General features: G+C 60.8%; 18 protein-coding genes. 4 read left to right on the forward strand and 14 right to left on the reverse strand.

From position 1 onward, the window contains the following. Positions 1–195 precede the first annotated feature (195 nt). On the reverse strand, positions 196–1,320 hold the full coding sequence (locus tag BLU85_RS14870; RefSeq protein ID WP_092200142.1) for a GGDEF domain-containing protein: 1,125 nt from the start codon (positions 1,318–1,320) through the stop codon (positions 196–198). A 164-nt stretch (positions 1,321–1,484) separates the two neighbouring features. After that, positions 1,485–2,048: a TetR/AcrR family transcriptional regulator gene (locus BLU85_RS14875; RefSeq protein WP_092200139.1), complete on the reverse strand. Its 564-nt coding sequence runs from the start codon at positions 2,046–2,048 to the stop codon at positions 1,485–1,487. 150 nt (positions 2,049–2,198) lie between these two features. On the opposite strand from BLU85_RS14875, the gene BLU85_RS14880 reads away from it, so the two are divergent. After that, positions 2,199–2,894, forward strand: coding sequence for a glutathione S-transferase (locus BLU85_RS14880; RefSeq protein WP_092200136.1), 696 nt, complete (start codon positions 2,199–2,201; stop codon positions 2,892–2,894). A 148-nt stretch (positions 2,895–3,042) separates the two neighbouring features. Here the strand turns inward: BLU85_RS14880 and BLU85_RS14885 are convergent, their stop codons facing one another. The 5 genes from BLU85_RS14885 to BLU85_RS14905 all read right to left on the reverse strand — a co-directional run bounded on the left by BLU85_RS14885 (position 3,043) and on the right by BLU85_RS14905 (position 6,855). Next, positions 3,043–3,417, reverse strand: coding sequence for a lysozyme inhibitor LprI family protein (locus BLU85_RS14885; RefSeq protein WP_092148941.1), 375 nt, complete (start codon positions 3,415–3,417; stop codon positions 3,043–3,045). A gap of 127 nt (positions 3,418–3,544) precedes the next feature. After that, positions 3,545–4,102: a hypothetical protein gene (locus tag BLU85_RS14890; RefSeq protein ID WP_139207926.1), complete on the reverse strand. Its 558-nt coding sequence runs from the start codon at positions 4,100–4,102 to the stop codon at positions 3,545–3,547. A 219-nt stretch (positions 4,103–4,321) separates the two neighbouring features. Next, on the reverse strand, positions 4,322–5,095 hold the full coding sequence (locus BLU85_RS14895; protein WP_092200130.1) for a MetQ/NlpA family ABC transporter substrate-binding protein: 774 nt from the start codon (positions 5,093–5,095) through the stop codon (positions 4,322–4,324). 78 nt (positions 5,096–5,173) lie between these two features. Continuing rightward, complete coding sequence (locus BLU85_RS14900; RefSeq protein ID WP_003196204.1) at positions 5,174–5,848, reverse strand: methionine ABC transporter permease; 675 nt, start codon at positions 5,846–5,848, stop codon at positions 5,174–5,176. Next, positions 5,848–6,855: a methionine ABC transporter ATP-binding protein gene (locus BLU85_RS14905; protein WP_060739889.1), complete on the reverse strand. Its 1,008-nt coding sequence runs from the start codon at positions 6,853–6,855 to the stop codon at positions 5,848–5,850. The genes BLU85_RS14900 and BLU85_RS14905 overlap by 1 nt, the downstream gene beginning before the upstream one ends. Before the next feature lie 186 nt (positions 6,856–7,041). Between BLU85_RS14905 and katE the strand changes: the two genes are divergently transcribed. After that, the gene (gene katE, locus BLU85_RS14910) at positions 7,042–9,258 is read left to right on the forward strand and encodes a catalase HPII (RefSeq protein WP_170847580.1); all 2,217 of its coding nucleotides are present in this window, start codon (positions 7,042–7,044) and stop codon (positions 9,256–9,258) included. A gap of 143 nt (positions 9,259–9,401) precedes the next feature. Here katE and BLU85_RS14915 read toward each other — a convergent pair whose 3' ends face one another. The 4 genes from BLU85_RS14915 to zur are packed head-to-tail and all read right to left on the reverse strand — an operon-like array spanning position 9,402 to position 12,198. Further along, on the reverse strand, positions 9,402–10,115 hold the full coding sequence (locus BLU85_RS14915; RefSeq protein ID WP_092200124.1) for a PA5502 family lipoprotein: 714 nt from the start codon (positions 10,113–10,115) through the stop codon (positions 9,402–9,404). 37 nt (positions 10,116–10,152) lie between these two features. Next, on the reverse strand, positions 10,153–10,941 hold the full coding sequence (gene znuB / locus BLU85_RS14920; protein WP_092200121.1) for a zinc ABC transporter permease subunit ZnuB: 789 nt from the start codon (positions 10,939–10,941) through the stop codon (positions 10,153–10,155). Next, positions 10,934–11,716 carry a zinc ABC transporter ATP-binding protein ZnuC gene (gene znuC, locus BLU85_RS14925; RefSeq protein ID WP_092200118.1) on the reverse strand — a complete coding sequence of 261 codons (783 nt, stop codon included), beginning with the start codon at positions 11,714–11,716 and terminating at the stop codon, positions 10,934–10,936. Before znuC ends, znuB begins: the two co-directional genes overlap by 8 nt. Beyond that, entirely contained in the window at positions 11,716–12,198 is a 483-nt protein-coding gene (gene zur, locus BLU85_RS14930) for a zinc uptake transcriptional repressor Zur (RefSeq protein ID WP_092200115.1), read from the reverse strand. The genes znuC and zur overlap by 1 nt, the downstream gene beginning before the upstream one ends. Positions 12,199–12,264: 66 nt before the next feature. Between zur and znuA the strand changes: the two genes are divergently transcribed. Beyond that, positions 12,265–13,194 (forward strand): zinc ABC transporter substrate-binding protein ZnuA, encoded by a 930-nt coding sequence (gene znuA / locus BLU85_RS14935; RefSeq protein ID WP_092200112.1) that lies wholly within the window; start codon positions 12,265–12,267, stop codon positions 13,192–13,194. Positions 13,195–13,369: 175 nt separating this feature from the next. On the opposite strand, the gene BLU85_RS14940 is transcribed toward znuA, so the two are convergent. Both BLU85_RS14940 and BLU85_RS14945 read right to left on the reverse strand, forming a co-directional pair. After that, positions 13,370–14,320 carry a homoserine kinase gene (locus tag BLU85_RS14940; RefSeq protein WP_092200109.1) on the reverse strand — a complete coding sequence of 317 codons (951 nt, stop codon included), beginning with the start codon at positions 14,318–14,320 and terminating at the stop codon, positions 13,370–13,372. A gap of 59 nt (positions 14,321–14,379) precedes the next feature. Continuing rightward, positions 14,380–14,667, reverse strand: coding sequence for a DUF2782 domain-containing protein (locus BLU85_RS14945; RefSeq protein WP_018602771.1), 288 nt, complete (start codon positions 14,665–14,667; stop codon positions 14,380–14,382). Between the two features lie 74 nt (positions 14,668–14,741). Between BLU85_RS14945 and polA the strand changes: the two genes are divergently transcribed. Continuing rightward, on the forward strand, positions 14,742–17,510 hold the full coding sequence (gene polA, locus BLU85_RS14950; RefSeq protein WP_092200106.1) for a DNA polymerase I: 2,769 nt from the start codon (positions 14,742–14,744) through the stop codon (positions 17,508–17,510). A 439-nt stretch (positions 17,511–17,949) separates the two neighbouring features. Here the strand turns inward: polA and yihA are convergent, their stop codons facing one another. After that, a complete protein-coding gene (gene yihA, locus BLU85_RS14955) occupies positions 17,950–18,591 on the reverse strand; it encodes a ribosome biogenesis GTP-binding protein YihA/YsxC (RefSeq protein ID WP_003196227.1) in 642 nt (213 codons plus the stop codon). Positions 18,592–18,707 lie beyond the last annotated feature (116 nt).

The following is an 18,707-nucleotide window of genomic DNA, read 5'->3' on the forward strand; positions in this document are numbered from 1 at the left end:
TCGCCGCGAGGTGAACCAAGGAGAAGCCAGAGGGATCAATGCCCAGGCGATTGCAGGCCTTTGGAGAGAGAGCGTTCAGGGTTCCCGCGCTCCCGAGTGGGAACGCCGCCGGGGGACGCTCCGCGTTCCGCTTCTGGAATATGACGTAGAGGTGGGGTTGATCAAATTCTGGCCAATGATGCAGAGCCAACCCGACTAAGCAACAGCCACTCGATTGCGCCCCAACGCCTTCGCCCGATACAGGGCTTTATCCGCATCGTTCATCAAGCTATGAAGATCCTTGTTACAGGCCTCCGTCGACGCGACGCCAAGGCTGGCGGTTATGCAGTGAACAGGCTCGATCATCAAACCCGCAATCGTATCGATGAGCTGTTCCGCAATCTGGGTGGCGACCTCGATGGACGTGTCCGGAAGCAGAATGGCGAACTCTTCCCCACCCAGCCGGCCGTGAATGTCCGTTGCCCGAAACGACGAACTGATGACCATCCCCATCTCGCGCAAAACCTGATCCCCGACCTGATGGCCGTAGGTGTCGTTGATGTGCTTGAAGTGATCCATGTCCAACATGACGGCGCACAACCCTAACCGGTTGCTCTTGCATTCGTCATAAAGCCGCTGGGCATGCTCGAAAAAAGCCCGCCGACTCTTCAGGCCGGTCAGTTCATCGGTTTGTGCGGCGCGGGTTGAAATGCTGTTCGCCTGCTCCATTTCACGGGTAAGACGAAAGGCGATTTCCAGTGCCTGGGACATTTTGTGCGTGGCGCGGGCCGCAAATGCCGCGAACACCAAGATCGAAAGGGCCATGCCAACTTGGATCGGGGACGGTTGAAACAGCAGCCAGACGGTGCATGGAAACAGCACCAGGCCAATGGAGGCCAGCGTCATATCGCGGTAGGCCGAGTAGCAGGACACCGCGCTGACGGTCATGCCGACGGTAAACAGCATGACCAACGCCTGGGACAGCAGATCGTCCGCCGGCATGACCACAAATGCACCGCCGCCCCAGATGCTGGCGGATAACACCAGCGTGACCCAGTATCTGCGCTCCCAGCGCTGAGGCGTACGCTCACTTTCGGCGCTGCGAAAATAGGCGACGAACATCGCGATACGCAACAACGTCGATGCGGTCAGGATGCCCAACCACCAAAGAATAGCGCTGTGCTCAAACCGATCCCAACACAGCCCACTCAGCATGATGGCAGCCAGGTAACTGCCGAAAACCGCAGAAACGGATTGGCGAAACAGTTGCTGCAGTCGATCAGTTCGCACCTGCTCGGCTATGAAAAAAGCTTGGCCGTTCCGAGATCTTGGGCCATCCATTTGATCCACCTGATCGTGATGCAACTAAAATGGCGATTGTGGCACCCTGCCACCAACGCAAACAACTGAATTACACCTACGGCCCCGATTGAACCAAAACCCCGTGGCGAGGGAGCTTGCTCCCACCATTCCTACAGTCAAACGGCATCATCTGCGTTACAGGATCAGGCTGGAATCAATCCTGCTTCCCGGTAGCTCAAAATCAGATCATCGAACAGGCCGACATCCGCCCGAGTCCGCGCGATTAACTGAGCACCCGCAACAGCGGTGTAAATGGCGCGGGCTCGGCGTTCACATTCTTCTGCGCTGCCTGTTCCCGCATCCGCCAGCACCTGGGCGAGCCACGTCACGTTAACGTCCGCAAAAGCCCTGACCTCTCGCGACACTTCATCGGGAAGGTCTTCGTATTCAGCTGCCATGAAGCTGGACAGACAAAGCCTGTTGCCGTCCTCAAGCGACTTTCGAAAAATGGAGGGGTACAGCCGTACACACGCCTTTGGATCGGTATGGGCGGCGCGTATCTCTTCGAGCATGCGCAGCGCATCCTGCCAGTAGCGTTCGGCAACCGCCGCAGCCAGGCCTGCCTTGCTCGGAAAGTGGTAGTAAATGCTGGCGTTCTTGATGCCCACCTGGTCGGCAATGCTACGGAAATTGATTCCGCTGTAACCGTGCAGTTGGGCAGCGGCTTTCGCTGCCGCCAAGATGGCTTCTCGAGCATTTTCGTTCACGTTGCGGCCTCGTTTCGAAATTCGACTCACTCAGGTAACCGCGATTCTACGCGCAGATGTGTATACCTGCCAATTGTCAGGTAGGGGATTGACAGCGCTGAATTGGCGGCTCAATCTTTACCTACCAATTGACAGGCAGGTACTCGAGTCATGACTTCTTCACAACAGCGCGTTGATGTTTCCACTGTTCCTACGATGAAAATCTACGATTGGTTCAACGGCCCCTACCCCGCCCGAGTGCGCATTGCGCTGGCGGAAAAAGGATTGCTGCCGAACATCGAATTCATACCGGTGAATCTCTGGGCCGGTGAGCACAAGAACCCCGAGTTCCTGGCCATCAATTACTCCGGGACACTGCCCGTGCTGGAGCTGGACGATGGGACGCGGATCGCGGAGTGCACGGCGATTACCCAGTATCTGGATAGCCTGGACGGTCATCCGACGCTGACGGGCGAAACGCCTGTTGAAAAAGGCATCATCCATATGATGACCAAACGTGCCGAGATCGAGTTTCTCGACGCCGTCAGCGTGTACTTCCACCATGCCACGCCGGGCCTCGGCCCCGATGTCGAGCTGTACCAGAATGCCGAGTGGGGCACCCGGATGCGCGATAAGGCGATCAGGGGCATGCGCTATTTCGACAACCTTCTCAAGGACCAGGCCTTTGTGGCGGGCGACAAGTTTTCGATGGCCGACATTGCGGTACTGGGCGGCATGATCTTCGCCTCGCTGGTGCAACTCTCCGTGCCTGAAGAATGTGCCGCACTGCGAGCCTGGCACGCCAGGATGCAGGAACGCTCCAGCGTCCAGGCATGGCGTGCCATGGTCGAGCGTGGTGCTGCGTAGCACTGATCATGACCAGCCTGCGTCAGGCATGAAAGAAGGGGCAAGGGCGAGTTGAGCCGCGATAGCAGGTGAACCCACCAAAGAAAAACCCGACGCTTTACGTCGGGTTTTCGAGGGATACGACTGCAAGCCCGACGTTGTTTACGGGTTACTCGACTTGCGACAGCTTGGCGTCGTCGCAACCGGCAGCACGGCACTCGCGCTCGACAGCTTTGAGTATGACGATACGCGCCTCGGTCTTCTCATTGGCACAGTCCAGGTAGAGCAGGCCATCGTTGGAACAGGCGCTGTCACGATTTTTGATCCACTGGATCTGAGCGGCTTTCACTTTTTTCTTTTGATCCGGGTTCAGGGCACTCATCGTCTTCTTGTACTGCTCGTTGATTTCCTGATCCGACTGAACCATTTTCAGCGACGCGCAATAGGTCCTGTCATAGGCGTTTCTAGGATTATCGCAACTCATCGCAGATGCCGATGCTGATGCCATTGCCAGCAATGCCCCAACCAACAAAGACTTGATCACTTACTTCTCTCCCTGAATGCCCTCTATTGATTAGAGGTCGCGGCGGGGAATTTATCATGAGGGTTGTTGAACAATGAAGCAGAACTGCAACGCCCTTGGCCGCCGCGCTTCCGGCGACGGCCTTTCGTCACAACTTTGACTTTCTCGACCAAAGTTCGAAGTCGCTGCTGCACGCCGCAACGATGTAGTTCCCACACCAGGAGAATCCGAACGCCCTCACGTGGTCCCTGTAGATCACCGTGCAATCTGCTTGATGACCTTCAATCAGCGCATTTTTGAAGGGTTTGCTCAGAATAAGACTGTTTTCAGGCCAATCCGGGGAAACCAACTCCAGTCCTTCCCCGGCGATGTTGCCGGTTGGCAAGCCACCGCCCTGAATGCCACACAGCGGTATGACTTCATCGGCGATCACGCCAATACCCTGGCAATGCAACCCGAGCTCGCTCAAGCCCGCATATTCTTCATAGTCGCGCTCAATTTTTTCTCCTGTGTCGCAGTGCACAACACTCCGCCCCGAGCTTGAGACGACCAGCAAGTAGGGACCTTTTTGCGAAAACCCAACCGATAGCAGCCCACCGACGGCTATCGAAGTAATATGAGTCCAACCCTCGGGGTTCTCATCGACAGGGATCTGGTCGATGAGTCGTATCAAGCGCTTTCGATTGTCTTCGCGTAATGAATTCATGAGTGCAGTCGGATAAGAAAGGGGCAAGTTTACTCTGCCTTCCGTCCCCCTTTACGGACCGAAAGACAAGCAGTTAACAGGCATTGAGCGGGGGCCGGTCAAACATTCGTGGCGAGGGAGCTTGCTCCCGCTGGGCTTTCCTTAATGCCGCATACCTCCGAGCAAAAAAAAACGGGCCTGCATTCCCACGCAGCCCCGTTTTTTCACCACCCGATCAGCTCAAAACGCCGGCAAAACCGCGCCTTTGTACTTCTCAAGAATAAAAGCCTTCACTTCCGGCGTGTGCAACGCCGCAACCAGCTTCTTCATCGCCTCACTGTCCTTGTCATCCTCACGAGCCACCAGGATGTTCACATACGGCGAGTCGCTACCTTCGATAACCAGCGCATCCTTGGAAGGATCCAGCTTGGCTTCCAGCGCATAGTTGGTATTGATCAACGCCAGATCCACCTGGGTCAGCACCCGCGGAATGGTCGCGGCTTCCAGCTCACGGAATTTCAAATCCTTCGGATTCTCGGTGATGTCCTTGGTGGTCGACAGGATGTTGTTCGAATCCTTCAACTTGATCACCCCAGCCTTCGCCAGCAGCAACAGCGCACGGCCGCCGTTGGTGGCGTCGTTCGGGATCACCACGTTGGCGCCGCCTGGCAGTTCGTCGAGCTTCTTGTACTTGCTGGAGTACGCGCCCAGGGGTTCCAGGTGCACACCGGCCACGCTCACCAGGTGGGTGCCCTTGGCCTTGTTGAACTCATCCAGGTACGGCTGGTGCTGGAAGAAGTTGGCGTCCAGGCGCTTTTCCGCAACTTGTACGTTCGGCTGGATGTAGTCGGTGAAGACTTTGACCTTCAGATCGACGCCTTCTTTGGCCAGTGTCGGTTTGACGAATTCGAGGATTTCCGCGTGCGGCACCGGTGTGGCCGCGACGGTCAGGGTGTCGGCGGCGTGGGCGGAAAACGCTGCGGCGGCGGCGAGGGCAACCAGTAGTTTTTTCATTCAGCTAACTCCTTGTGAGGCGCCTGCTCTTGGCGCCTGCCAGCGAATGGCCGGCTCATGGTTTAGTGGCGCGAGGCCTTATTTTCTAGAGAAATGCACAACCAGTTTGTCGCCCACGGTCTGCAGCACCTGGACCAGCACCAGCAGCAACACCACCGTGACCACCATGACATCGGTCTGGAAACGCTGGTAGCCGAAGCGGATTGCCAGGTCGCCCAAGCCACCGGCGCCGACCACACCGGCCATGGCCGTGTAGGACACCAGCGTAATCGCTGTCACCGTAATCGCGGCAAAAATGCCTGGACGGGCTTCCGGCAGCAAGGCATTGACGATGATCTGCCGCGTGGTGGCGCCCATGGCCTGGGTCGCTTCGATGATGCCGCGGTCGACTTCGCGCAGGGCCGTTTCCACCAGGCGGGCGAAGAACGGTGTCGCGCCGACCACCAGCGGTGGGATCGCGCCGGCCACGCCCAGGGAGGTGCCGGTGATCAATACCGTGAACGGGATCATCACGATCAACAGGATGATGAACGGCAGCGAACGCAGGATGTTCACGATCAGCGACAGCAGTGCATACACACCGCGGGCCTCGAGCAACTGGCGCGGGCTGCAGAGGAACAGCAACACGCCCAGGGGCAGGCCGAGCAGCACGGTGAACAACAGCGAACCGAACAGCATCAGGAAGGTGTCGCCGGTGGCCAGCCAGATTTCCAGCCAGTCGATGTTGGAGAAGAACGAACTCAACAGTTCCATTAGCGCAGCACCTCCATGTGGACATCGGCCGCGGTGAAGCGGGCGAACGCCGCCTCCATGTCACCGCCGGTGATGGCGAGGGTCAGTTGCCCGTAGGGGGTGTCTTTGATGCGGTCGATACGACCGGCCAGGATGCTGTAGTCCACACCGGTTTCCCGGGCGACGGTGCCGAGCAATGGCGCGTAGGTCGCGTCGCCCTGGAACGTCAGACGCACGATGCGTCCGGGCACGTGGGCGAAGTCGTCGCGCTGTTCGCTTTCGTCGATCTGCTCGTCTTCCTGGACAAAACGCTTGGTGGTCGGATGCTTGGGGTGCAGGAACACCTCGGCCACCGGGCCTTGCTCAACGATCACGCCGGCGTCCATCACCGCCACTTGATCGCAAACGCGGCGGATCACGTCCATTTCATGGGTGATCAGCACGATGGTCAGCTTCAGCTCGCGGTTGATTTCCGCCAGCAGTTGCAGGACCGAGGCGGTGGTCTGCGGGTCGAGGGCGCTGGTGGCCTCGTCGCACAGCAGGATCTTGGGTTTGGTCGCCAGGGCGCGGGCGATGCCGACGCGCTGCTTCTGGCCGCCGGACAGCTGCGCCGGGTACTTCTTGGCGTGGTCGGACAAGCCGACGCGGGCGAGCAGCTCGGCGACGCGCTGGTCGATTTCACTGCGGGACAATTCACCCGCCAGCGTCAGCGGCAGCGCCACGTTGTCGGCCACGGTCTTGGACGCCAGCAGGTTGAAGTGCTGGAAGATCATTCCGACCTGTTGACGGAAACGCCGCAGGCCGCTGGCGTCCAGGGCGGTGACTTCTTCGCCGTCGACGATGATCTTGCCGCCAGTGGAGTCTTCCAGGCGATTGATCAGGCGCAGCAGGGTACTTTTTCCCGCACCGGAATGACCAATCAGGCCGAAGACCTGACCGTTCTCAATCGTCAGACTGGTCGGATGCAGGGCGGGGATATCCCTACCGGCGACCCGGTAGGTTTTATGGACGTCTTGAAACTCGATCACGTAGCGAACCTTGTGGGGCGCGTTGGAAAAGGATCAGCGGTTAGCCGGGCGCGCATTTTAGCCTGTCCGTATAGAGGTTCTTAGCATTTATTTGCGATCGGACCAGTCATTTGGCAATAACGCGATCAAAGGACATAAAAAAGGAACACGGCCAAACGGCGTCGGTCACTCATTAAGCCACTCGAAATGCCGAGGTCATGTGCCTGCGGCGTCGAACTCAAGAGTCCTGGCCACGGCGAGGAACGTAAAGAGGAGTCATGCCTGATGAGTACCAAGAAGCCCACGGTCAACAAGAGCCAACTGGCCGGGACCGACACCCTGGATCGCGGCAACACCAACGCCAAGCTCGAAAGCCTGGAACAGTTCCGTTCCGACGCCACCGAACAGGCGTTGCGCACCAATCAGGGCGTGAAGATCGCCGATAACCAGAACACCCTCCGGGTCGGCGCCCGGGGCCCGTCGCTGCTGGAAGACTTCATCATGCGTGAAAAAATCACGCATTTTGACCATGAACGCATCCCTGAACGCATCGTTCACGCCCGCGGGACCGGCGCCCATGGCTACTTCCAGAGCTATGAAGCGCATTCGGCGCTGACCAAGGCTGGTTTTCTACAGGACCCGAGCAAGAAAACCCCGGTGTTCGTGCGCTTTTCCACCGTGCAAGGTCCGCGGGGTTCCGGCGACACCGTGCGGGACGTGCGCGGCTTCGCGGTGAAGTTCTTCACCGACGAAGGCAACTTCGACCTGGTGGGCAACAACATGCCGGTGTTTTTCATTCAGGACGCGGTGAAGTTTCCGGACTTTGTCCACGCGGTAAAACCCGAGCCCCATAACGAAATTCCTACAGGCGGCTCGGCCCACGACACATTCTGGGATTTTGTCTCGCTGGTGCCGGAATCGGCTCATATGGTGATCTGGGCGATGTCTGACCGGGCCATTCCAAAAAGCCTACGCACCATGCAGGGTTTTGGGGTGCACACCTTCCGCATGATCAACGCCGAAGGCAAAAGCAGCTTCGTCAAATTCCACTGGCGCCCTACAGCCGGGACGTGTTCATTGGTGTGGGACGAAGCCCAGAAGCTGGCGGGTAAAGACACCGACTACCACCGTCGCGATCTCTGGGAGTCGATCGAGATGGGCGACTACCCGGAATGGGAATTCGGCGTGCAGATCGTCGCCGAGGAAGACGAGCATAAGTTCGACTTCGACCTGCTCGACCCGACCAAGATCATCCCTGAAGAGCTGGTGCCCATCACGCCCCTGGGCAAGATGGTGCTCAACCGTAACCCGGACAACTTCTTCGCCGAAGTCGAGCAGGTTGCGTTCTGCCCCGGGCATATCGTTCCGGGCATCGACTTTTCCAACGACCCATTGCTGCAAGGTCGGCTGTTTTCCTACACCGATACGCAGATCAGCCGACTCGGTGGGCCGAATTTCCATGAGCTGCCGATCAACCGAGCCATCACGCCTGTGCACAACGGTCAGCGCGATGCGATGCACCGCACCACCATCGACAAGGGGCGCGCGTCCTACGAGCCGAACTCCATCGACGGCGGTTGGCCGAAGGAAACCCCGCCCGGCCCGGAAGACGGCGGCTTCGAAAGTTATCCAGAGCGTATCGACGCCCACAAGATCCGCCAACGCAGCGATTCGTTCGCCGACCATTTCTCCCAGGCGCGGTTGTTCTACAAGAGCATGAGCCCCCACGAAAAAGAGCACATCATCGCCGCCTACAGCTTTGAGTTGGGCAAGGTGGAGCGGGAGTTCATCCGGGCGCGGCAGGTCAATGAGATTCTCGCCAACATCGACCTGGAACTGGCCGGGCGGGTCGCCAAGAACCTGGGGTTACCGGCGCCTACCGCCGGCACCGTCGATGTGCCGAAACCCTCGCTGGAGGAGTCCCCGGCCTTGAGCCAGGCGAACCTGCTGTCTGGGGACATCAAGACGCGCAAAGTGGCGGTGTTGGTGGCCAACGGTGTCGATGGGTCGATCATCGATGCCCTCAAGCAGGCCCTGGAGGCCGAAGGCGCCCACGCCAAAGTGCTGGGGCCGACCTCGGCACCGGTCACGACGGCCGATGGGCAGGAACTGGCGGTGGATGCGTCCATGGAAGGGTTGCCGTCGATTGCCTTCGACGCGGTGTTCGTACCGGGTGGCGCGGAATCGATCAAGGCCTTGAGCGGCGATGGTGTGGCGTTGCATTACCTGCTGGAAGCCTACAAGCACCTGAAGGCCATCGCGCTGAATGGCGAAGCGCGGCAGTTACTGGTGTTGTTGAAACTGGAGGCGGATGCGGGGCTGATTCCTGACGCGGATGCTGGCAAGTTCCAGGCGTTCTTCGATGCGATTGCCCAGCATCGGGTGTGGGCGCGGGAACCTAAGGCGAAGGCGATTCCAGCTTGAGTGTCTGAAAGAGGCTGGTTGCCGGTAGGACGCTATCGCGAGCGAGCTCGCTCCCACAGGGTTAGGTGTCGATCACTAAACTGTGATCACCCTAGCTCCAATGTGGGAGCGAGCTTGCTCCGGGCGGCGTTCCGACGATGCTGTTAAGGCTTGCGCGGTGTCAGCACCATCTGCGCCGGCACATTGCGCAGGGTCTGCTTGCGTAGATTCAGTTCAGACCCCGGATCAAGCTTTTTAACCCGCTTGGTCAGCAAAGTCGCCAGCCAAGGATAATCATCGGTGCGCGGCGCCTGGATGCTGACGTCACACTGATAATTCACCACATCTGCGGCAATGGCGTCCAGTTGGCGCCGCATTTTCTGGATATCGCCGATATTAAGCGCAACGGTGGTGCTCTCGGCGCTCGGGTCGATCACTTTGGCGACCGGCTTGGCTTCGGCGGCCTTGAGGTCGGCCTCGGCTTTTTCCAGGTCGGCCTTGCGAGCTTCGGCAATGGCGCTGTTGACCTCGCCGGTGAGGGCCGGGGCCTTGGGCATCAACGCCCGGGCACGGCTCAGGGCGGTGGCTGCGGCGTTTACGTCGCCTTTTTGCAAATCGATCTGGCTGCGGCGTAAATACGCCTCGGCCAATTGCCGCTGGTAGGGTTCCAGCGACCGGTCTTCGGGCGACTGGGCTTGCAAGGCGGCCATCTGGTCTTCAGCGGTGGCCAATTCATTGCTGGCCAGGCTTTGCTCGAGCTGCGCGATGGCCGGGCCCCGCGTATCGGGAGCCTGGGTGACCGGCGGTGTACTCTGGCAAGCGCCCAGCAGCAGGGAAAATGCGACAAGGAGCAGATAACGGGAGGCGAACGGCTTCATTCCTGCGACTCTCTATTTGCGCAAAAAGCGAGCAAGTCTACACCCCTCGACGAGGCAGGACAAAACTCAGCAGAAACAACGCAGCGGCGCTGACCACGATCGACGGTCCGGCCGGGGTGTCCTTGAACCAGGAAAGTGCCAAGCCGCCACACACCGCGAGCATGCCCAGCACGCTCGCGCCGAGCGCCATCTGCTCGGGCGAGCGGGCGTGACGCTGTGCCGCGGCCGCCGGGATGATCAGCAAAGACGTAATCAGCAACACACCGACGATTTTCATCGCCACGGCGATAACCACCGCAATCAGTAGCATTAGCGCCAGTCGCAAACCCAGCACAGGCAAGCCTTCGACCCGGGCCAGCTCTTCGTGCACGGTGACGGCCAGCAATGGCCGCCAGAGCGCCACCAGCAACAGCAGCACCGCCGCGCTACCGCCCAGGATCCACGACAGGTCCGTCGGACTGATCGCCAGCAGGTCGCCGAACAGATAGGCCATCAGGTCGATGCGCACGTCATGCATGAAGCTCAGCACCACCAGTCCGAGGGACAAGGTGCTCGGCGCGAGAATGCCCAACAACGTGTCGGACGCCAGCGGCTGGCGGTGTTGCAGGGTCACCAGGACCACCGCCAGCAACAGGCAACCAACGGTCACGGCTACCGCCGGGCTGACATCCAGCAGGAACCCCAAGGCCACGCCGAGCAATGCGGCGTGGGACAAGGTGTCGCCGAAATAGGCCATGCGCCGCCAGACCACGAACGAACCCAGGGGGCCGGCGACCAAGGCGAGTGCCAGACCTGCGAGCAGGGCGTACAACAGAAAATCAGCCATGCTTGCAGCCATCTCCATGAACATGATTGGAAGCGGAAGGGGCGCTGACCACCGAGCCATGCAGGTCATGGGCGTGGTCATGGTGGTGGTGATAAATCGCCAGGCTTTGTGCGTTTTTTCCGAACAGCTCGACAAAGGCCGGATCGCCGCTGACCTGCTCGGGATGCCCGGAACAGCAGACGTGGCGGTTGAGGCAGACCACCTGGTCGGTGGTGCTCATCACCAGGTGCAGGTCGTGGGACACCATCAGCACGCCGCAGCCGTGACGGTCGCGCAGGCGCGTGATCAGGCTGTACAGCTCGGCCTGCCCCGCCACATCGACCCCTTGCACCGGCTCGTCGAGCACCAACAATTCAGGCTCGCGCAGCAGGGCGCGGGCCAGCAGCACGCGTTGCATCTCGCCCCCGGAGACACTTTGCACCGGGCTGTCGATCACCTGTTCGGCGCCGACTTCGTTGAGCGCGGCCAAGGCCCGTGCGCGGTCCACGCCCGGCACCAGGCGCAGGAAGCGCAGCACGGACAGCGGCAGCGTCGGATCGACGTGAAGTTTTTGCGGCATGTAGCCGACGCGCAACCTGGGCTTGCGCCAGACGCTGCCGCTGTCGGGCTTGAGCAAACCCAGCACGGCGCGCACCAGGGTGGTCTTGCCGGCGCCGTTGGGGCCGATCAGGGTGACGATCTGCCCCGGCTCGACGCTCAGGTGAATGTTGTCCAGCACGTTCTGCCCGGCGAACGTCACGGCCACCTGCTCGAGGCGGATCAGCGCATGGCTCATCAGGCCCCCTGGCAGCCGGAGCAGAGACCGACCACCTCGACGGTCTGGGTGTCGACCACGAAGCCGACGTCCTTGGCGCTGGCGATGATGGCATCGCTGATGGACTTCTGTTCCAGCTCGATGGCGGCGTGGCATTCGCGGCAGATCAGGAACTGGCCCTGGTGGGCGTGCTCCGGATGGTTGCAGCCGACGAAGGCGTTCAGCGACGAAATGCGATGCACCAAGCCGTTTTCCAAGAGGAAATCCAGCGCCCGGTAGACCGTCGGCGGCGCGGCACGGCGGCCGTCCTGTTCGCTGAGTACGGCGAGGATGTCGTAGGCGCCCAGCGGCTTGTGGCTTTGCCAGACCAATTCCAGCACGCGCCGCCGCAGGGCGGTCAGGCGCAACCCTTGGCGCGCGCAGATGGCGTCGGCCTCGGACAGCGCGGTGTGCACGCAGTGGGAGTGATCGTGGGGACGACTGGCAAGGGGCGTAATAGGCATGGGCAGCGACGAGTTTAGTGAGAGACGTTATTATGTTACCCGTTCTCGCCTCTTCGAGTGGTCATCGTGTCCCGATTTTTTTCGCTCTTTGTCGCTTTTATCGCAAGTTTTCTACTGATCGGCCCGGCCCAGGCCGACGTCAAGGTCCTCACCAGCATCAAGCCGTTGCAGTTGATTGCCGCCGCCGTGCAGGACGGCGTGGCTGTTCCGGAAGTGTTGCTGCCGCCAGGGGCTTCGCCGCATCACTATGCGTTGCGGCCATCGGACGTGCGCAAGGTGCAGTCGGTGGACCTGCTGTACTGGATTGGACCGGACATGGAAGGTTTCCTGCCGCGCGTGTTGAACGGTCGTACGCTGCCGTCGGTCGCGGTGCAGGCGCTGCCGGGGCTCAAGTTGCGTCACTTCGGCCAGGACAGCGCGTCCCACGAGGACGATGACCATGACGGCGATGAGCACGATCACGACCACCGACCCGGCACCGTGGATGCCCACCTGTGGCTATCTCCGCACAATGCGCGGGTGATCGCCGCGAAAATGGCGGCTGACCTGAGCGCGGCGGATCCGGCGAATGCGGCCCGCTACCAGAGCAACCTCACGGGTTTCAACCAGCGTCTCGACGCCTTGGACGCGCGCCTCAAGACGCGTCTGGCCGGGGTCGCCGGCAAACCGTATTTCGTGTTCCACGAAGCGTTCGACTATTTCGAAGACAACTACGGCCTCAAGCACGCCGGTGTGTTCGCCGTGGCCGCCGAAGTCCAGCCTGGCGCCCAGCATGTGGCAGCGATGCGCACGCGCTTGCAAGCGGTGGGCAAGACCTGCGTCTTCAGCGAACCGCCCTTGCGCCCGCGCCTGGCCGAAACCCTGGTGGCCGGGTTGCCGGTGAAACTGGCGGAGCTGGATGCACTGGGCGGCTATACCCCGGCGACGGCGCAAGGGTATGAGCAGTTGTTGGAGAAGTTGGGGAATGATCTGGCGGGATGCCTGGAGTCGCTGTAACCCCGTCGATGCACAAACCTGTGGCGAGGGGATTTATCCCCGCTGGGGCGCGCAGCGGCCCCCAAGAAATATCTTCCACCGCGGTCCGCCAGATCCAAAGCATGGGGCTGCTTCGCAGCCCAGCGGGGATAAATCCCCTCGCCACAAGAACAGCCCGCTTCGCGCTTGCCTGCTGTTACAGGGCGAACGGCAACAACGCATGAACCGTCTGCCGCTGCGCCAGGCGCTGCTGGAACTCCATCGGATCGTGAATCAACACATCCTGCCCGGCGAACGACTCGGCGGCGATCAACCGCGACAGCCAGAACCGCACGCACGCCACGCGCAGCATGGTTGGCCATAGCTGGGCCTCGGCGGCGGTGAACGGCCGCAGCGCCGCATAGGCACCCAGTAAAGCCCGCGCCCGGGGACCATCGAGCACACCGCTGTCATCCGAGCACCAGTCATTCAAGGCGATGGCGACGTCATACAGCATCGGCCCGGAGCAGGCGTTGTAGAAGTCGATCAACCCGGTCAGGTGCGTGCCTTCGAACATCGCATTGTCGCGGAACAGATCGGCATGGATGTTGGCGCGCGGCAGCGCCAGGATGCCAACCTTCTGCTGCGCGATTTCATCCAGCGCCGTTTCGAGCAGCCGACGCGGCTCAGCGTCGAGGTGCGAGAGCAGCTTGGCGCCCTCCTCCTGCATCCAGTCCAGGCCGCGATCGGTCTTGCGCTTGATCATATTGTCGCGGGTCGCCAAGTGCAGATGCGCCAGCAACTCCCCGACCTGGGCGCAGTGCTGGGCGTTGGCCTGCTTGATGTGCTTGCCCGCCAGGCGCGGTTGCAACAGCGCCGGCTTGCCCGCCAGTTCCCGCAGCGCGACGCCGTCGGTGGTGCGCAAGGCGTAAGGCACCGGCAGGTCGGCGTCATGCAGCACATCCAGCAGTTCGATGAAGAACGGCATTTCCTGCACCGGGCCGCGCTCGACCAGGGTCAGGACGAATTCGCCCTGCTCCAGGCTGATGAAGAAATTGGTGTTTTCGCTGCCGGCGGCGATCCCCTGGAAATCAAGCAGACGGCCAAGCCCGTAAGGGGCGAGAAAGGTTTCCAGCTCGGGCCGAGCCAGGGGCGTGAACACAGACATGGTTAAAACTGCCAGTACGGGCGCCCTTCAGCGGGCGCCGGTTGAAGTGCAGAGTGGGGCTACCACTCAAAGATTTTCCACGAAGGGATCAGCATATCCGGCTGGTCCGAGCGGATGAAGTTTGCATCAGTGCCATCGGCGCGTACCAGGAAATAAGGCTTGCCGTTCTTGGGCGTGACCTTGATCGCGTACAAAAATCCGTTTTGCCGATACTCCTGAATGGTTTTATCGCCTTCGGTGCGGATGGTGACATCCGGGTCCGCCGAGGGTGCGTCATCCGCTGCCATGACGGCCAACGGGGTGATTGCAAACAAGCCAGCCAGTAACAGGCGATTTAGTGTACGCATGATAACCTTGTCCCTTTGTCGTCAACGGTCCCGCTATTCTAGCCCCGGACCCGCCGAAAAGGTTGATCCTGCTCATGAGCCAAGCCCCCCTCGTCCTGGTGGACGGTTCTTCTTATCTGTACCGCGCCTTCCACGCGCTGCCGCCGCTGACCACGTCCAAAGGCCTGCCGACCGGTGCGGTCAAAGGCGTGTTGAACATGCTCAAGAGCCTGCGCAAGCAGTATCCGGACAGTCCGTTCGCCGTGGTGTTCGACGCCAAGGGCGGGACATTTCGCGATGCGCTGTACGCCGAATACAAGGCCAACCGCCCGAGCATGCCCGACGACATGCGCGTGCAGATCGAGCCGCTGCATGCCAGCGTCAAGGCCCTGGGCTTCCCGCTGCTGTGCGTGGACAACGTCGAAGCCGATGACGTGATCGGCACCCTGGCCCGCAGCAGCGCGGCGGCCGACCGCCCGGTGGTGATCTCCACCGGCGACAAGGACATGGCGCAGTTGGTCGACGGGCACATTACCTTGGTCAATACCATGACCGGTAGCGCCCTGGACGTGGCTGGCGTGAAGGAGAAGTTTGGCGTCGCTCCAGAGCAGATCATCGATTACCTGGCGCTGATGGGCGATTCGTCCGACAACATCCCGGGCGTTCCGGGCATCGGACCGAAGACCGCTTCCGGCCTGCTGGTGGGCGTCAATGGCGGCCTGACCGAGCTGTACGCGCAACTGGACATCGTCGCCACCTTGCCGATCCGTGGTGCCAAGACCTTGGCCGCCAAGCTCGAAGAGCACAAGGAAATGGCGTTTCTTTCCTACGAGCTGGCGACCATCAAGACCGACGTGCCGTTGGACATCGGCCTTGACGACCTGCAAATGGGCGCACCCGATCACGAAAAGCTGGCCGAGCTGTACACGTTGCTGGAGTTCAAGAGCTGGTTCGAGGAAAACCAGCGGGACGCCAAGCGTGCCGGCCAGGAGATCGTCGAAGTGGCCGAAGAACAGCCCGGTGCCGCCGAGGCCAAGTATGAGGTCATTCTCGAGCAGGCGCGCTTCGAGGCGTGGCTGGCGAAACTGGAGAAGGCGCCGTTGTTCGCTTTTGTCACCGAAACCAACGGCGGTGATGCCCAGCATTCGCAACTGGTCGGCCTGTCGTTCGCCGTGGCCCCTTTCGAGGCGGCCTACATCCCGCTGACCCACTCCTACATGGGCGTGCCGGAGCAACTGGACCGCGACACGGTGCTCACGGCGCTCAAACCGCTGTTGGAAAACCCGAACAAGCTCAAGATCGGCCAGCACGCCAAGTTCGAAACCAACATCCTGGCCAACTGCGCCATCGGCGGCGACCAGAACAACGGCATCCTGGTCCAGGGCATCGCCTTCGACACCATGCTCGAATCCTACGTGCTGGACTCCACCGCGACCCGCCACGACATGGACAGCCTGGCGCTCAAGTACCTGGGCCAGAGCAAGACCGATTTCCAGGACATCGCTGGCAAAGGGGTCAAGCAACTGACCTTCGACCAGATCTCCCTGGAACTGGCCGGCCCTTACGCCGCCGAAGACGCCGACGTGACCTTCCGCCTGCACCAGGCCTTGCAGGAAAGGCTGGCCGCCACGCCAAGCCTGGGCCCGGTGCTTAATGACATCGAAATGCCGCTGATGCCGGTCCTGGCGCGCATCGAGCGCCAGGGAGCGTTGGTCGATGCCAACCTGCTGGGCGTGCAAAGTGTCGAGCTGGGCGAAAAACTGGTGGCACTGGAGCGTGAGGCGTTTGCCATCGCCGGCGAGGAATTCAACCTGGGTTCGCCGAAGCAATTGGGCGTGATCCTGTACGAAAAGCTCGGCTTGCCGGTGCTCAGCAAAACCGCCAAGGGCCAGGCGTCCACCGCCGAAGCGGTGCTCGCCGAGCTGGCGGAGCAGGATTACCCGCTGCCCAAGGTGCTGATGCAGTACCGCTCCCTGAGCAAGCTCAAGAGCACCTACACCGATCGCCTGCCGGAACAGATCAACAGCCGTACCGGCCGCGTCCACACCAATTACCAGCAGGCCGTCGCCGCGACCGGGCGCCTGTCATCCATCGACCCGAACCTGCAGAACATCCCGATTCGCACGGCCGAAGGCCGACGCATCCGCCAGGCATTCGTCGCGCCGAAAGGCTACAAGCTGCTGGCGGCGGACTATTCGCAAATCGAACTGCGGATCATGGCGCACCTGGCCAAGGACGAAGGGTTGCTTCATGCGTTTCGTAATGACCTGGACGTGCACCGGGCCACGGCGGCCGAGGTGTTCGGCGTCGACTTGGACGCGGTCACCCATGACCAGCGCCGCAGCGCCAAGGCGATCAACTTCGGTTTGATCTACGGCATGAGCGCGTTCGGCCTGGCCAAGCAGATCGGCGTCGATCGCAAGCAGTCCCAGGCCTACATCGACCGCTACTTCACCCGCTACCCAGGTGTGCTGGCGTACATGGAACGCACCCGCGCCCAGGCGGCCGAGCAAGGTTTTGTCGAAACCATTTTCGGTCGCCGGTTGTACCTGCCGGACATCAACGCGAAAAACCCGGCCCTGCGCAAAGGCGCCGAGCGCACCGCCATCAACGCGCCGATGCAGGGCACGGCGGCCGACATCATCAAGAAAGCCATGGTCGCCGTGGATCGCTGGCTGACGGCGTCCGGGCTGGATGCGAAGGTCATCCTGCAGGTCCACGACGAACTGGTGCTGGAAGTGCGTGAAGACCTGGTCGATCAGGTGCGCGAAGAAATCCGCCAGCACATGAGCACCGCGGCCACGCTGGACGTGCCGCTGTTGGTGGAAGTGGGCGTGGGCAATAACTGGGACGAGGCGCACTGATTCCCAAGCCCTGAGGTCGAGGACCCTTCTGGCGGCCGATGCCTCTGCGGGGGAATGAAAGATGGTCATCGCGAGCAAGCTCGCTCCCGCAATGGGTTTTGTGTCGAGCCGAATACCGAGCCCGACACCCATTCCCTGTGGGAGCGAGCTTGCTCGCGATAGCTTCGGCCCAACCATCCCATGCCACATTGGCTCACTGAAAATCCAGGGGCGATGTCTTTAGTTCGGAAAATTCCTAAGGCTATTTCCAAAAATAATCTGAACTAAACCCGTGAATCGCCACTCAGAGATTCTGAATGGCTGGTGAAGCCCTTCAATGCTCCTATGTTGTGTTAAGTGTTGGCAGATATCTGGACCCCGCCCTAGCGGTCCGGAACTTGAACCCCGAACTTCCCCCTCCCCATAAGAAGTCCGGGGTTTTTTTTGCCTGCGATTTGGCTTATTCGGCCTCTTCGCTGCCCTTGTCCGCCAATTCCATCCAGTCGGCCAGCACCGTGTAGGCTTCTTCCAGGCCCATGCGCTTGGGCGCCGAGAACAACTGGATGGTGATCGCGTCGCCCCAGCCCTTGCGAATTTCCGATTGCACTTTGAGCAAGGTGTTTTTCGCCGCGCCGTAGGTGAGCTTGTCGGCCTTGGTCAGCAAGATGTGCATCGGCATGCCGCTGGCGACCGCCCAGTCGAGCATCAACAGGTCGAAGTCGGTCATCGGATGGCGAATGTCCATCATCAGAATCAGGCCTTTCAAACTCTCGCGGCTGCCCAGGTACGCTTCCAGGTGGCGCTGCCAGTGTTGCTTGAGCGGGATCGGTACTTTCGCGTAGCCGTAGCCGGGCAGGTCGACCAAACGCCGTTCATCGTCTAGCTTGAAGAAGTTCAAGAGCTGCGTGCGACCCGGGGTTTTCGAGGTGCGCGCCAGGCTCGCATGGGTCAAGGTGTTCAGCGCGCTGGATTTGCCGGCATTGGAACGCCCGGCAAAAGCCACTTCGAAGCCTTCGTCGTCTGGGCATTGATCGACTTTGGCGGCGCTGAGCATGAAGGTGGACTGTTGGCACAGGCCAAGGATGGGGTTCTTCAGTTGCATGGGATTTCCGATGTGGGCGGCGTCGGGAATGGACGCGGCAAGCTGTGTCGTTTCCGTTTCAGTGACGCCAGTATATAATGCCGCAGATTTTGTGTGCGCTTTGTCCCAGCGTAGGA

Origin of the sequence: Pseudomonas sp. NFACC14 (genome assembly GCF_900106885.1) — a bacterium.
Classification (GTDB): Bacteria; Pseudomonadota; Gammaproteobacteria; order Pseudomonadales; family Pseudomonadaceae; genus Aquipseudomonas; species Aquipseudomonas fluorescens_AA.